Annotated in this window: 10 protein-coding genes; 4 read left to right on the forward strand and 6 right to left on the reverse strand. The window is 72.3% G+C overall.

Going from position 1 to position 13,737, the window contains the following annotated elements:
• The first annotated feature begins 277 nt into the window (after window positions 1–277).
• Both ACFY8W_RS28245 and ACFY8W_RS28250 read left to right on the forward strand, forming a co-directional pair.
• A complete protein-coding gene (locus tag ACFY8W_RS28245) occupies window positions 278–1,240 on the forward strand; it encodes a helix-turn-helix domain-containing protein (protein ID WP_391111087.1) in 963 nt (320 codons plus the stop codon).
• A gap of 181 nt (window positions 1,241–1,421) precedes the next feature.
• Window positions 1,422–2,417, forward strand: coding sequence for an alpha/beta hydrolase fold domain-containing protein (locus tag ACFY8W_RS28250; protein ID WP_391110899.1), 996 nt, complete (start codon window positions 1,422–1,424; stop codon window positions 2,415–2,417).
• Between the two features lie 13 nt (window positions 2,418–2,430).
• Here ACFY8W_RS28250 and ACFY8W_RS28255 read toward each other — a convergent pair whose 3' ends face one another.
• The 5 genes from ACFY8W_RS28255 to ACFY8W_RS28275 form a co-directional block, all read right to left on the reverse strand.
• Window positions 2,431–4,689 carry a helix-turn-helix domain-containing protein gene (locus tag ACFY8W_RS28255; protein WP_391110902.1) on the reverse strand — a complete coding sequence of 753 codons (2,259 nt, stop codon included), beginning with the start codon at window positions 4,687–4,689 and terminating at the stop codon, window positions 2,431–2,433.
• A gap of 219 nt (window positions 4,690–4,908) precedes the next feature.
• Entirely contained in the window at window positions 4,909–6,135 is a 1,227-nt protein-coding gene (locus ACFY8W_RS28260) for an MFS transporter (protein WP_391110906.1), read from the reverse strand.
• Window positions 6,136–6,219: 84 nt separating this feature from the next.
• Entirely contained in the window at window positions 6,220–6,966 is a 747-nt protein-coding gene (locus tag ACFY8W_RS28265) for an arylmalonate decarboxylase (RefSeq protein ID WP_391110908.1), read from the reverse strand.
• Window positions 6,967–7,143: 177 nt separating this feature from the next.
• Complete coding sequence (locus tag ACFY8W_RS28270) at window positions 7,144–7,377, reverse strand: tautomerase family protein (protein ID WP_391110911.1); 234 nt, start codon at window positions 7,375–7,377, stop codon at window positions 7,144–7,146.
• A gap of 33 nt (window positions 7,378–7,410) precedes the next feature.
• The gene (locus ACFY8W_RS28275) at window positions 7,411–11,346 is read right to left on the reverse strand and encodes an amino acid adenylation domain-containing protein (RefSeq protein WP_391110914.1); all 3,936 of its coding nucleotides are present in this window, start codon (window positions 11,344–11,346) and stop codon (window positions 7,411–7,413) included.
• Window positions 11,347–11,618: 272 nt separating this feature from the next.
• Here ACFY8W_RS28275 and ACFY8W_RS28280 point away from each other — a divergent pair, with 272 nt between their 5' ends.
• Window positions 11,619–12,206 carry a TetR family transcriptional regulator C-terminal domain-containing protein gene (locus ACFY8W_RS28280; RefSeq protein WP_391110917.1) on the forward strand — a complete coding sequence of 196 codons (588 nt, stop codon included), beginning with the start codon at window positions 11,619–11,621 and terminating at the stop codon, window positions 12,204–12,206.
• A gap of 47 nt (window positions 12,207–12,253) precedes the next feature.
• On the opposite strand, the gene ACFY8W_RS28285 is transcribed toward ACFY8W_RS28280, so the two are convergent.
• Window positions 12,254–12,583, reverse strand: a complete 330-nt coding sequence (locus ACFY8W_RS28285) for an ArsR/SmtB family transcription factor (RefSeq protein WP_391110920.1) — start codon at window positions 12,581–12,583, stop codon at window positions 12,254–12,256.
• A gap of 179 nt (window positions 12,584–12,762) precedes the next feature.
• On the opposite strand from ACFY8W_RS28285, the gene ACFY8W_RS28290 reads away from it, so the two are divergent.
• Entirely contained in the window at window positions 12,763–13,638 is an 876-nt protein-coding gene (locus ACFY8W_RS28290) for an NAD(P)-binding domain-containing protein (RefSeq protein ID WP_391110922.1), read from the forward strand.
• The last annotated feature ends 99 nt before the right edge of the window (window positions 13,639–13,737 follow it).

A 13,737-nucleotide genomic window follows, 5' to 3' on the forward strand; every position in this document is an offset into this window, starting at 1 on the left:
GGTCCGCGGCTGTGTGCGGCACGCGGCGCCGTGACGCTACGGCCGCGGGAACGCCGCGTGTTGTCGTACGACGCACGACGTCTTGCCCCTGAGCGCACCGCCGCCGGACCGCCCGTCGGCTCCCGCGATTCCTGCCTGTGGTTCTGCCTGGAGGCAGGACCCGCCCGCTGCTTGGCTGTGGGTGCGGGCAGGAGCCCGGGCCCCGCCGAAGCGGCCCGGTCGCGCTCCCCTCGCTGCCCCGGAGTCACTCCCCCTGAGCGGAGACAGTGTGAGCTTGGTGTTGACGACCGCCTCCGTCCCGGACGGTGACAAGGTCGCGTACTGGAACGACGCGGTGAGCAGGGCGCTGGTGCCGATGACGGTGGCCCCACGGGGCGACGGACCGTTCGACGGCCGGATCTCCACCGCCCGCCTCGGATACCTCCAGGTCTCCACCATGGAGGCCGACGCGGAGCGCGTCAGCCGCACGCCGGCCCTGATCGCCCGGTCGTCCGAGGCGCTGGTGGGGGTCGGTGTCCAGGTGTCCGGCACGGCCACCTTCGTCCAGGACGGCCGACGGGCCGAGGTGGGCGAGGGTGACCTGGTGGTGTACGACACGACCAGGCCGTACTCCTTCGACTACCCGGAGCGGTTCGCCACCCACGTCTTCCAACTCCCGCGCCGCACGCTGGGCGTGGCGGACGAGGACATCCGGCAGGTCACGGGCAACGCCATCGGCACCGGCGACGGTTTCGGCGCGATGCTCCTGCCGTTCCTGGCGGGCCTGGCCTCCTCCTCGGCCGACGGCTACCCGCCGGCCGTCGCGAACCGGCTGGCCGGCAACGTGGTCGACCTGTTCGCCACGCTGATCGCCGAGCGGGCCCACCCGGCCGACACGGACGCGGACGCGGACGCGCGGAACCACCTGATGCTGCGGGTCCGCGACCACATCGACCGGAACCTGGGCGACCCCGGCCTGTCACCCGAGAGCATCGCCCGGACGCACCGGATCTCCGTCCGCTACCTGCACCGGCTGTTCGAGGGCGAGGGAACCACCGTCGGCCGGCTCATCCGGCAACGGCGCCTGGAGGAGTGCGGCCGGGAACTGGCCCGCCGGGGCAGGACGGCCCCCACCGTGTCCGCCGTGGCCCAGAGGTGGGGCTTCGTCAACCCGGCCCACTTCAGCCGGACCTTCCGCGCCGCCTACGGCGTCTCCCCGCGGGAATGGCGCGACCTGCGCGCCGCCCCGCGGGACCGGTGAGGGGCTGACCTCCCGCCGCACAGCGGGTAAGGTCCCCGCTCGGAGCCGCGCGGGCCGCCCAGGGCCCGCGGCGCGCGGTGCCCGGCCCGACCGCCGTCGCCCGGCGTTCCGCCGCCCCATTTGGCGAACCGGTGCACCGAACCTCCCCTTCGCTTCAGGCCCTCCCGGCAGGAGACCGTGTGTGACCGACTTCGTCCCTTCGTCCGCCCGGCACCCGGTCCTGGACCAGCCGACCCGGGCATTCGTGGCCCGGCACACCTGCCCGCCGTCGGCCGACGGCGCGGATCTGCGACGAGCGCGTCTGGACCTCGCACGGCTCCAGAGGGAGGACGTCCCCGATCCTGCGGAGGAGGAGGCCACCTCCACGGAGTGGCTGGCCCTGCCGGGCGGCCCGACCGGTCACGTACCGGTGCAGGTGGTCAGGCCGGCGGACAGCGTCGGCGAGCTCCCCGTCGTGCTGTTCCTGCACGGTCTCGGCTGGGCCCTGGGCGACGCCGACACCCATCGGCGCCTGGTGCGCGCGTTCGCGCTCGGCGCGGACGCGGCCGTGGTCTTCGTCGAGTACGACCGCGCCCCGGAGGCCCGCTATCCGGTCGCCGTCGAGCAGTGCTACGCGGTCGCGAAGTGGATATGCGAGCAGGGCGGAGAGATCGGCCTGGACGGCAGCCGGATGGCCGCCGTGGGCGACTCGGCGGGCGGGAACCTCGTGGCGGCGCTGACCCTGCTCGCGAAGGAGCGCGGAGGGGTGCGGCTGCTGCAGCAGGTGCTGCTCTGCCCGGTCACCGACGCCGGCTGCGACACCGCCTCGTACGAGGAGTTCGCGAGCGGCTACTTCCTCGGCCGCGAGACCATGCGCTGGTTCTGGGACCAGTACCTGCCGGACGTACGCCAGCGGAGCCAGGCCACCGCGTCACCGCTGCGGGCGTCCCTGGATCAGCTCACCGGACTCCCTCCGGCACTGGTGGTCACCAGCGAGGCCGACGTGGTGCGCGACGAGGGCGAGGCGTACGCGACCAAGCTCCGGGCGGCCGGCGTACCGGTGGTGTCCATGCGCTACCACGGCACCGTCCACGGCTTCATGGTGCTCGATGCGCTGCGCGACACGGACTCCGCCCGCGCCGCTCTCGTCCAGGCCCTCGACACGGTGCACGTCGCCCTGCACCGGCACGGCGGCTGAGCCGCCCCCGTCGTCAGTCCACGGGGAGCGAGTCCAGGAGCTTCCGCGCGGCCTCCAGCTCCTTGCTGTCGACCGCGTCACCGAGGGCGAGCGCCTGCCGCAGGCGGGAGCGGGCCTCCTCGGTCTCCCCCAGTTCGACCAGGGCCTCGGCCAGGCGCAGCAGCGTCATGCCCTCGACGTGCGGAATGCCGATGCTGTGCAACTGCTGCTGCCCCTTGCGGAGGTGGTCGGCGGCCTCGCGCCACCGCCCCAGAGCGGCGTAGTCGTCGCCGAGAGCACCGTACGCGTAGGCGCGGTAGGTGTCGGCCGCGTGCCCGCTCACCGGGCAGTCGGCTTCGTCGAGGAAGGCGATGATGCGGTGGTGCTGGGTCAGGGCCTCCTCGGCACGGCCGAGTTCGCGCAGGGTGACGCCGTGGGGGCCCATGGCTTCGATCCAGCCCTCGTGCTCGCCGGCGGCCTCGAACAGGTCGGCGGCGGCACGCGCCTTCTCGAAGGCCTGCTGGAACTCGCCGAGCCGCCGGTGGGGAAGCACCGCGTTGACGAGTGCCCAGGCCTGCTGGGAGGTGTCCTGGGCGCGGCGGGCGTATTCCAGCGCTTCGTCCGCCCGTTCGATGCTTTCCCTGTACCGGTGTTCGGTCGGGCCCAGGACGACGGCGTAGTGGTTGAGGTGGACGGCCTGCAGGTAAGGGTCGTCGAGGGCGGCGGCGGCTTCGCTGGACAGGCGGAAGACCTCCGTCCAGTGCCCCCAGAAGAGCGAGAGGGCGCAGTACCACTCCAGGGCGTCGGCCGTCTCGACGACCTTGGTGTGCTCCCCCCGCTCCGCCGCGCCCCGCAGGGCGGCGAACCAGGCGAACGCCTCGCCGTCCAGCCAGGCCCGGGCCTCGTCGGCGCTCTCCAGCGGCACGAGGCCCTGCCAGGTGGGCGGCGGGGCCCCGTACGCGGGCTTGTACCAGCGGCCCGCGACCACGGCCGTCTCCAGCAGCCACGTGCGCAGCCGCTCGTCGGCCGCTTCGCGCTCGCCGGGTTCCTCCTCGACGGACAGCCGGGCACGTGCGAACAGCCGCAACAGGTCGTGCAGTTGGTAGCGGCCGGTGAAGGTGGTCTGGAGCAGGCCGGCCTCGACCAGCTCCTCCATCACGTCCTCGGCGTCGAAGACACCGGTCGCGGTGAGGGCGGCGCCGTAGGCGGCGGTCATGGTCGGCCCCGGGACCAGGCTCAGCAGCCGCAGCAACCGGGCGGCCTGGCCGGTCAGTTGCCGGTAGGACAGCTCGAAGGCGGCCTCCACCTTCACGTCGCCCGCGGCCAGGGCACCCAGTCGGCGTTCTTCGTCGGCCAGGCGGCGGACCAGGTGGGCCACGCTCCACCCCGAACGGATCGTCAGCCAGTTGCCGGCGACCCGGAGCGCCAACGGCAGGTGCCCGCACAGCTCCGCCACCTGCGCCACGGCCTCGGCCTCCGCGTCGGCCCGCTCCGGACCCAGGATCCGGCGCAGCAGCTCGACCGCGTCCGCCCGTGCCATCTGCGACAGTGCCAGGCGGTCGACGTCCTCGAGTCCGGTCAAGGGCCGTCGGCTGGTGACCAGGACCAGGCTCCGCCCGCCGGCGGGCAGCAGCGGACGGACCTGTCCCTCGTCGCGGGCGTTGTCCAGGACCACCAGGCACCGGCGCTCGCGCAGCAGCGCGCGCAGCAGCCCCGCGTGGCCCTGCGGCTCCTCCTTCGCCAGCCGGCGGTCCGACACCCCGAGGGCCTTCAGCAGCTTCAGCAGCGCCTCACCCGTGTCCACGGGGCCTTCCACCCCGTGCAGGTCCACCACGAAACGCCCGTCGGGGAACTCCTCGGCCAGGTCCGCCGCCGCCTTCAGCGCCAGCGTCGTCTTCCCGCACCCCGGAGGACCCGAGACGACCCACACCGACACCTCCCCGCCGGCACGGGCCCGTTCCGCCGCCTCCCGCAGGAGCGACAGTTCCGTTTCGCGCCCCGTGAAGTCGCCCACCGACCGCGGCGGGACGACCGTCCCGGCCGCCGCGACCGCGCGCGTCGGACGTGCCGTCCGCGCCGCGGCGAGGAGCTCCTCCCGCTCCGCGTCCGCGAGCCCGAGGCCCTCCGCGAGCGCCACCACCGTGCGCCGCTGCGGAACCCGGCTGCGCCCTCGCTCCATGTCGCCTATGGCGCGGACGCTCACACCCGACGCCTCGGCCAGCTCCTCCATCGTCAACCGGCCCTGCTGCCGCAGGCCGCGCAGAAGGGCCCCGAACGGCCTTTCCTCGAACACGACTCCTCTTTCCTCCCACCCCGAGAAGAGGATACGGCGTGCCAGTTCGGACAAAACCGCAGGCCAGCGTGCCGATGACCGGTCCCGGCCACGGACCGCCGACGGCCCGGATCCCGGGATTCCGGATCGCTCGGCGTCCGGATCGCTCGGAGCCCCGGAGCCCGGCCCTCTCACACGAGAGGGCCGGGCTCCTTTTCGTACGGGGACCTGTCGGCGCCGTCAGGCGGCGCCGCGGGTGCCGGGCTTGAAGCCGGCCTTGGCCGAGCCGACGACCGCGAAGGCCAGGGCGGCGAGCGCGAGCAGGACCCACGGGAAGGAGGCGGGGCCGGAGGACTCCAGGAGCAGACCGCCGACCACGCCGCCGCCCGCGACGGCCAGGTTGAAGATGGTGACGAGCATGGACTGGGCCACGTCGGCGCCGTCGCCGGCGGCGTCCGCGATGGCCGTCTGGAGCAGGGTGGGCGCACCGCCGAAGGTGAGGCCCCAGGCGACGACGCCGACGATCACGGCGGCCGGCGAGGAGTGGCCGATGCCGAGGACCAGGGAGGCGGCGGCGAAGCCTGCGAGGCTGACCAGGGTGAGCAGGCGCAGCTTGCGGTCGACGAACAGGCCGGTCAGCCAGATGCCCGCGATGGCCGTGGCACCGAAGACCAGGAGCATGACGTCGACGCGCTCGCCGAGGCCCGCCTCGCTCATGAACGGCGAGATGTAGGTGTAGAGGATGTTGTGGGCGAGGATCCACAGGAAGATCACCGCGAGGATCGGGCGGATGCCGGGCGTCACGAAGATCTCGCGGATCGGCCGGCGCTGTTCGGCGGCCTGGCCGGGGAAGTCGGGCACCAGGACGCGCACCCAGATCATCAGGGCGAGCGCGACGGCGGACATCACCCAGAAGACGCCCTGCCAGGTGAAGACCGAGCCGAGCCAGGTACCGAGCGGGACACCGGCGGTCAGCGCGATGGGCTGGCCGACGCCGACGACGGCGAGGGCGCGGCCCTGGAGGTTCTCGGGCACCAGGCGGCGCGCGTAGCCGGCGAGCAGGCCCCAGATCACGCCGGAGGCCATGCCGGCGACGAAACGGGCGCCGAGCGTGACGGCGTAGTCGGTGGACAGGGCGGTCACGGTGTTGAAGACGAAGAGACCGCCGACGGCGCTGAGCAGCAGCGGCCTGCGCCGCACGCTGCGGGTCGCGGCGATCACCGGGATCGCGGCGATCACGGATCCGATGGCGTAGAGCGTGACGAGCTGTCCCGCAAGGCCGTCCGACACGTCGAGCCCCCGCCCGATCTGCGGGAGCAGACCCGCGGGCATCGTCTCGGTCATGATCGCCAGGAAACCCGCCGCGGTGAACGCGAGGAGTTTCAGGATGGGTAGCCGCTCCTCGGTGGGCGCCGGCTGGGGGCGCAGTGCGGTCGCGGTCGCTTCGCTACTGCCAGTGCTGGTCACGGGAGTTCTCCAGTTTGCCGGGGCCCGTCGGTGTCGGGACGGGCCCCGGCCGTCGGTCGGTCGGAGGGAGGGAGGGCCTTCGGCTCAGTGCTCGGAGAGCAGGGAGCCGTGGCCGTGGACGCGGTCCTGGATGCCGTTCTGCCGCAGCGCGTGCCAGTACAGGACGGTGTTGTTGGAGATCACGGGCTTGCCGGTCCAGAACTCGGCGACCGCGGCGACGCGCGCCATGGCCACGTTGGTGCCGACCTGGACGATGGCGTCGACGTCCGGGCCGTCGATCTGCCGGACCACGTCGCGCAGTTCGGTCTCGGAGACGTGCGAGATCCTCGCGGGGCTCGGCATGCCGAGGCCCTGGATGCGCACGACGTCGTAGCCGCTGTCCTTGAAGAAGCGGCTGACGGAGTCGTCGCCGACGGGCAGGTAGGGCGTGATGACGGCGATTCTGCGGGCTTCGTAGGCGGTGAGCGCGGCCTTGATGGCGTCGGGGCTCATGATGACGGGCAGGCCGCCGGCGGCCTCGCGCATGGAGGCGAGGACGCGGTCGTGGGAGTCGGGTCCGTCCCAGTAGCTCTCCGGGGAGACGCCGATGATCACGGTGTCGGGGTTGCAGCTGACGACGCTCTTGATCGCCGGGTGGGTCGAGTTGCGGATGCTGTGCATGACGTGGTCGAAGCCGGGCTCGTCGACCATGGAGTCGTCGCCGATCACCATCCGGCCGATGTGGTTGGTGACCTGATGCGGGCGCAGGGCCTCCAGCTCGGGCTGGGCCGAGGTGTTGGTCGAGGGGACGACGACGCCGACCTTGAGTCGGGGGCCGAGGGAGTCGGTCATGGCGGGTGCCTCTCAGCAGGGTTCTCGTAAGTTCGGTTGGTGCACCGTCGGTTCGGATGACCGGGCGGCGGTGCGGGTGGTGGACCGGCGGCTCGGACGGCCGGTGGTTCGGATGACCGATACGCGGTGCGCAGGGCGGATCCGGGCCGGCCGGAGCAGAGGCCCGGGCGGGCCGGCTCAGGCGGAGCGGTAGTCCGGTCGCTTGATGAGCCGGTCGGCCAGAGCGGTGATCCGGGGTGCGAAGACCCGGTCCTGCCAGTCCTGCTGGTCCACGGGGTGCAGGGAGATCGAGACGGCTCCGTCGTAGGTCGAGAAGTGCTCGACGACGACGTCGGACAGGGCCTTGGCCAGCCGGTCCTTCTGCTCGTCGGTGAATTCCCGGCCGTAGTAGGAAATGTCCAGGTGCGGCACGAGGGGCTCCAAGTGCGGGGCGGTTGGCTTGCGTTACGCGTCGAGCCGGGCGCGGATGGCGCCCACCAGCTCGGCGACGCCGTGCTCCTTGAGGACGCCGTAGTGGTCGCCGGCCAGGTCCACGACGGTGGCCGGACGGGCGGAGTATCCCGAGCTGCTTTCGATGAACGAGTAGTCGTCGCCGGTCGCCTTGAAGATCGTGACCGGGGTGTCGAGCTGACGTTCGCTCAGTTCGCGGAAGTTGTAGTCGAACTCGTAGGTCTCGCCGACGATGCGGGTGATCCGGCGGATCAGCCGCTCGTCCAGGGCGGGTATGCGCTCGTGGACGAAGTCGACGAAGGAGTCCTCGTCGTGGGCGGCCGCCAGGCAGTCCTCGACCTCGGGGCCGCTGACCGAGCCGGCGAACACCGAATGGAGGATGGTGACGTAGGCCGGGTTGGCGTACGAGGCCTCCCGGCCGTGGCGTTCCGCGTCGGCCGCCCGGACCTTCGGGTTGCCGGGGCAGAGCAGCAGCAGCTGCTCCACCTTCTCGCCGGCCTGCTCCAGCTGCCAGGCCGCCTCGAACGCGACGCGGGCACCGAAGGAGTAGCCCCACAGCAGGTACGGGCCCTCGGGCTGGATCCGCCGGATCTCGGCGACGTCGGCCGCCGCCATCTCCTGGACGGTCGGGTAGGGCTGCTCGCCCTCGTTGATGCCGTGGGCCTGGACCCCGTAGAACGGCCGGCCGAGGCCGGACTCGCGGCCGAGCAGCCGCAGGTTCATCGGGTAGCCGCCGAGGCCGGGCCAGCAGAACACCGGCGTGGTGACGCCCTCGGCGCCCTTCGGCGTGTCGTCGTGCAGCCGGACGAGGCGCGAGACGGGAGCGCCGCCGGATCCGTCCGCGATCCGGGCGGCGAGGTCGCCGAGCCTCGGCGCCTCGAAGACGACCTGGAGCGGCAGCTCGGTGCCGAACTCCCGGTTGATCCGGTTGACCAGGGCGACGGCGACCAGCGAGTTGCCGCCGGCCGCGAAGAAGTCGTCCTCGGTGGAGACGTCCTCGTACTTGAGGGCCGCGCCCCAGGCCTCGGCGAGCCACCGCTCGTGCGCGGTCGCCGGAGCGACGTACGGGGCGCCGCTGCCCGCGGCGCGCACCTGCTCGCTCGCGGCGAGGGACTTGGCGTCGACCTTGCCGTTGGCGGTCAGGGGCAGGTCGTTCACGACCAGGACCCGGTTGGGGATCATGTAGTCCGGCAGGAAGCCGGCGAGCTCCTCCTTGATGATCTCGGCCGGGCCCTTGGTGTGCACCGCGTCCTCGTTCATGCCCTCGCTGAGGATCTGTTCCTCGCTGACCCGGCCGCCGAGGAAGAAGTACGACGGGCCGCTGTCGGTACCGGAGGAGGCGAGGATCTCGTCGATCCGGCGCGCGGCGGGCAGCGGGTTGCCGGACTTGGAGCTGTATCCGGAGGACATGAAGCCGAGGGAGAGCCCGTTGCGCTGCAGCCGGTGGAGCTTGGCGCCCATCGCCACGTACTCCAGCCACGGCTCCTCGGCGCGGCTGATCGCGGTGATGCCGAACGAGGCCCGGTCGTACACGGACTGGTTGATGGCGATGACGTGCCGGCGCTGGATCAGCTCGTCCGAGACGTGCTCGAGCTCGCCGTCGCGGTAGCGGTAGTGGCCGCCCGGCAGACCGGCGATCCGGCCCGGGTGGGCCTGGACGTAGATCTCGGTGGGGTCCTGGCGGGGCTCGCCGTCGTTCGGGTACACCTCGAAGGTGCCCAGGTAGTGGTCCTCGTCGGCGACGTCGAGCCGGTCCTTGACCGCCGGGAGGAAGCCCGCGGGCCGGACGGTGAGTCCGTACTCGGGGAGCACCTCCTCGAGGACGCCGAGCATGTGCCCGGCCTCGAACTCCAGGACCTCCTGGATGTTGTTGGCGTAGACGGGCTCGATGGCCCGCCTCTTGCCGAGGAAGTGGACGTTCAGGGCGGGGCCCGTCAGGTCCGTGCCGGCGATCCGTACGAGGGTGTGGTCGACGGGGTGGTGGTAGTAGACGCCCGGCTCGATGCCCGCGATGCCGCTGAGCTCCAGATAGGTCTGGGTGGCGTAGAGGGCGCCCGGCGAGGCGTACGCGTACTTGGGCAGCAGGCGCTCGGTGGACCGGAACGCGCCGAACCAGCGGAGGATCTCGCCCAGTTGGGAGAGCGTGAGTTCGTCGAGTCCTCGGCTGTGGCCGTCGGCCGCGGGCGGCGCGAGGAGCTCCAGGAGGTCCTCGCGGGTGACCTCGCCGCCGTCGTAGAAGCGGTAGGTCTTGCGGGCGAAGGTCTCCCGGCGCTGGCGCTCGGAGGCCTCGCGGCCCGGCAGGTCGAGGACCGTGCGGCCGGCCAGTTCCTCCGGGTCGCGCAGACCGGGGTTGGACAGCTGTGCCTTGACCTGGAGCTTGCTGGACTTCGACTGGTGGTGGCTGCCGTGGTTGCCCTGGTCCATCAGGGCCGCCTCGCGCGGGTTCAGTTCGATGCAGGCCACGAGGTTCTGGAAGCCGGTGCGCGGGTCGTCGGTGACGACGGCGGCGGCGCGCCGGACCCAGGCGTGTTCCTCGATGGCGAGCGAGATCTCGTCGAGCTCGACGCGGTAGCCGCGCAGCTTCACCTGGTTGTCGGCGCGGCCGGCGCAGGTGATGGTGCCGTCCTCGTTCCAGTAGGCGAGGTCACCGGTCTTGTAGAGGCGCTCGGTCGGGACGAAGGGTGACGGGATGAATCGTTCCTCCGTCAGGTCGTCCCGGTGCAGGTAGCCGCGGGCCAGCTGGACGCCGCCGATGTAGAGCTCGCCCGTGGTGCCGATGTCGACGGGTCTCAGCTCCTCGTCGAGGATGAAGCACGGGGTGTTGTCGACGGGCACCCCGATCGGGACGGATCCGGCGCCGTCGCCCAGCGAGTCCGGGTCGACCAGGCAGGCGGTGGCGTTGATGGTCGTCTCGGTCGGTCCGTACAGGTTGACCAGCGAGATCCACGGCAGCTCGGTGAGGAGCGTGCGGGCGAGCCGCTGCGAGAGCGCCTCGCCGCCCGAGAACACCCGGCGCAGGGTGGTGCAGGAGCGGAACTCCTCCAGGTCGGCCAGGGCCTGGAGCAGCGTGGGCACGCCCTGCAGGGTGGTGACCCGATGGCGGTTGACGGCGGCGATCAGCGCCTCGGGATCGCGGTAGATGCCGGGAGCGCCGACCACGACCCTGGCCCCGGCGGCGGGCGCGAGGATCTCCCACTGGGCCGCGTCGAAGCTCATCGGGGTCTTCTGCAGGACGGTGACGTGGCTGCCGAGGTGGCCGAAGGAGTGCATCCAGCGCAGCTGGGACACGATGCTCCGGTGCTCGATCATCACGCCCTTGGGCCTGCCGGTGCTGCCCGAGGTGTAGATGACGTACGCGAGGGAGTCCGGGCGCGGACCCGTCACGGGTGCGCTCCGCTGCGCCGGCACCCGCGCGGCCGGACCGTCGGCGGGCGCCGCGCCGACCGCGCCGCCCGTCCCGCAGTGCGCGACCCCGTCGAGCGGGGCGTCCGGGACGTCCGCGAGGGTGACGATCCGGGTGCCGGCCGGAGCGATGGCGGCCAGCCGCTCGCGCAGGTGCTCCTGGGTGACGATCACCCGGGTGCGGCTGTTCTCGATCATGTAGCGGAGCCGGTCCTCCGGGTACTCCGGGGACAGCGGCAGGTACGCGGCCCCGGCGAACAGGATTCCCCATGCTCCTGTCATCAGGTCCAGCGACGGTTCGGTGTGGAGGCCGACGCAGTCGTCGACCGAGACGCCGAGCCCGTGGAGGTGAACGGCGAGCCGGCCGCTGGAGTCGGTCAGCTCGCGGTAGGTCAGACTGCGGTCGTCGGCGACGACCGCCACGGCCTCGGGCCGCGCCACAGCCTGCTGCTCCAGCAGACCGGGCAGGCAGGCTCCGTTTTCCAGACGTAAGCCGTAGACGGGCGCGACGGACTGAACGGGTGCCACGGTGATTCCCCCATGCGAATGATGTTGATGCCCGGTGGTCGGGCTCTCCCCGGCGTCCGTCGTGCGGGACGGACGCGGGGCCTTCGCGGCGACACCGGCGGCGGGACGACGGTCGGAGATCCCGTGCCGGATGGCGGTGCACGAGTGGCTCGATGTGGTGCCCGAGACACTCAGTGCCGCGTCGACGACTCGAGGTAAGCACACCTTCCGGCGGGCAGTCACGCCAGGCTACGGAATTTTAACAATCGTTCCAGAACCGCTAACCTGTCGTCATGTCACCTCGCCCCCGAGGCTTCGACCTCAACGACGCACTGGACGCGGCGATGGCCACGTTCTGGGACAAGGGGTACGCCGGCACGTCCGCCCAGGACCTCGTGGACAGCACGGGACTGGGCCGCGGCAGCCTCTACAACACCTTCAACAGCAAGCGCGGCCTGTTCGACGCGGCGCTGCGGCGGTACGACGAGGAGTGCACCAGAAAGCTGGTGGCCCTGCTCGAGGAGGGCGAGGGCCCGGCGCGGGAGCGGATCCGCGCGGTCCTGACGAGCGTCGTCGAAGAGGAGACCGCAGAGACGCCCGCACACCGCGGCTGCCTGGTCGTGAACACCGCGATGGAGCTGGCCGGCCAGGACCCGGAGATCACCGAGCACGTCCGCAGGACCTTCGCCCGCGTCCGGACGGCCCTGCGCGTCTGCATCGAGCAGGGACAGGGGGACGGCTCGATGCCGGAGGCCACGGATCCGCCGTCGCTCGCCCTCTACCTGCTCAACTCCATGTACGGACTGCGGGTGCTCGGCAAGGTCGGCGACCGCGCGACGCTCACCCCCCTGGTCGACCGGATCCTGTCGCCGCAGCCCTGATCCCGTCCCGGCCGGCGCGCTCCCGCGGCACGCCGGCCGCCGACCCGTCAGGAGGCGGGCCGTCCGTGACCATCCGTCAGGTGCAGGAGGTTGGCGAGCAGTCCGGGGAAGCGCTGCTCGAAGTCCGGCCGGAGCCGCAGCAGCATGCCCGTACCGGTGCTGCGCTGGAGGATCAGGCCCGCCTCGCGGAGCACCTTCCAGTGGTACGAGCGGGTGGACTTGGCGCCGGGCAGGTCGAGGGCCGTACAGGCCACCTCGGCGTCCGGGTTGCGGGCCAGCCTGACGACCACGCCACGGCGGTGCCGGTCGGCCAACGCCGCGTACACCGCGTCGAGTTCGACGGTGTCCAGCGCGGGATGGAACAGCTCGACGGGCATCGGGAACCTCTTCGTCGCGACGACTTGACATATGCGTGCCGACGCGCCGCGAAACGTTGTGGGCGCGTCACCCGCCTGCCTAAGGTAACCGGGTACGAAAATTTTCGAACCACTCGCGGTGCCGCCGCCTCCCGCGCGGGCCGGCACGTGCACCCGAACCACCTTCTAGGAGTCCGGACATGACCACCGCACAGCCGGTCATCGCAGTCCTCGGCACCGGCATCATCGGCGCCCCCGTCGCCCGCAACCTCGCCCGGAGCGGACTCGCGGTCCGCGCGTGGAACCGCACCCGTACCAAGGCCGAGGCGCTCGCCGCCGACGGCGTCCAGGTCACCGACACGCCGGCCGAGGCGGTCGACGGCGCCGACGTGGTCCTCACCGTCCTCAACGACGGCCCCCGCGTCCTGGAGGCCGTCCGGGCCGCGGCGCCGAAGCTCGCCCGGGGCACCGTCTGGGTGCAGGTCTCCACCGTCGGCGAGGCCGTCGACGAACTCGCCGTGTTCGCCGACGAGGCCGGTCTGGTCTTCGTCGACGCCCCCGTCCAGGGCTCACGCCAGCCCGCGGAACTGGGCAGGCTCGTCGTCCTGGCCGCCGCCCCGGAGAGCGTGCGGCCCACCGTGCAGCCGCTGTTCGACACCATCGGCGCCCGCACGGTCTGGGTCGGCGAGGACGGCACGAGCGGCGCGGCGAGCCGGCTCAAGCTGGTGCTCAACGTCTGGGTCGGCGCCCTCACCCACGGCGTCGGCGAGGCCCTGGCGCTCGCCGAGCGGCTGGGCGTCGCCCCGGAGCACTTCGTGGACGTCGTCTCCGGCGGCCCCATGGACAGCGGCTTCTTCCAGGGCAAGTCCGCCGCGATCCTGAACCGGGACTGGACACCGCAGTTCTCCGTCGACAACTCGGAGAAGGACGCCCGGCTGGTCCTGGAGGCCGCCGAGCGCGTCGGCGTCCGCCTCGATGCCACCGAGGCCGGCCACCGCCGCTTCCGGCGCGCCGTCGAACAGGGCCACGGCGACAAGGACATGGCCGCGGGGTGGTTCGCCGGCTTCGACGCCTGACCGCGAACGCCGGCCGTCATCCGGGAACGCACGGGCGTCCTCGTCGGCGGCGGCCCGGTGGCCCTGCTGCTCGCGGGCCGGCCGGACCGGCTGCGTGCG

The sequence above is a fragment of the Streptomyces sp. NPDC012637 genome, from assembly GCF_042954805.1.
In the GTDB taxonomy this organism is placed as follows: Bacteria; Actinomycetota; Actinomycetes; order Streptomycetales; family Streptomycetaceae; genus Streptomyces.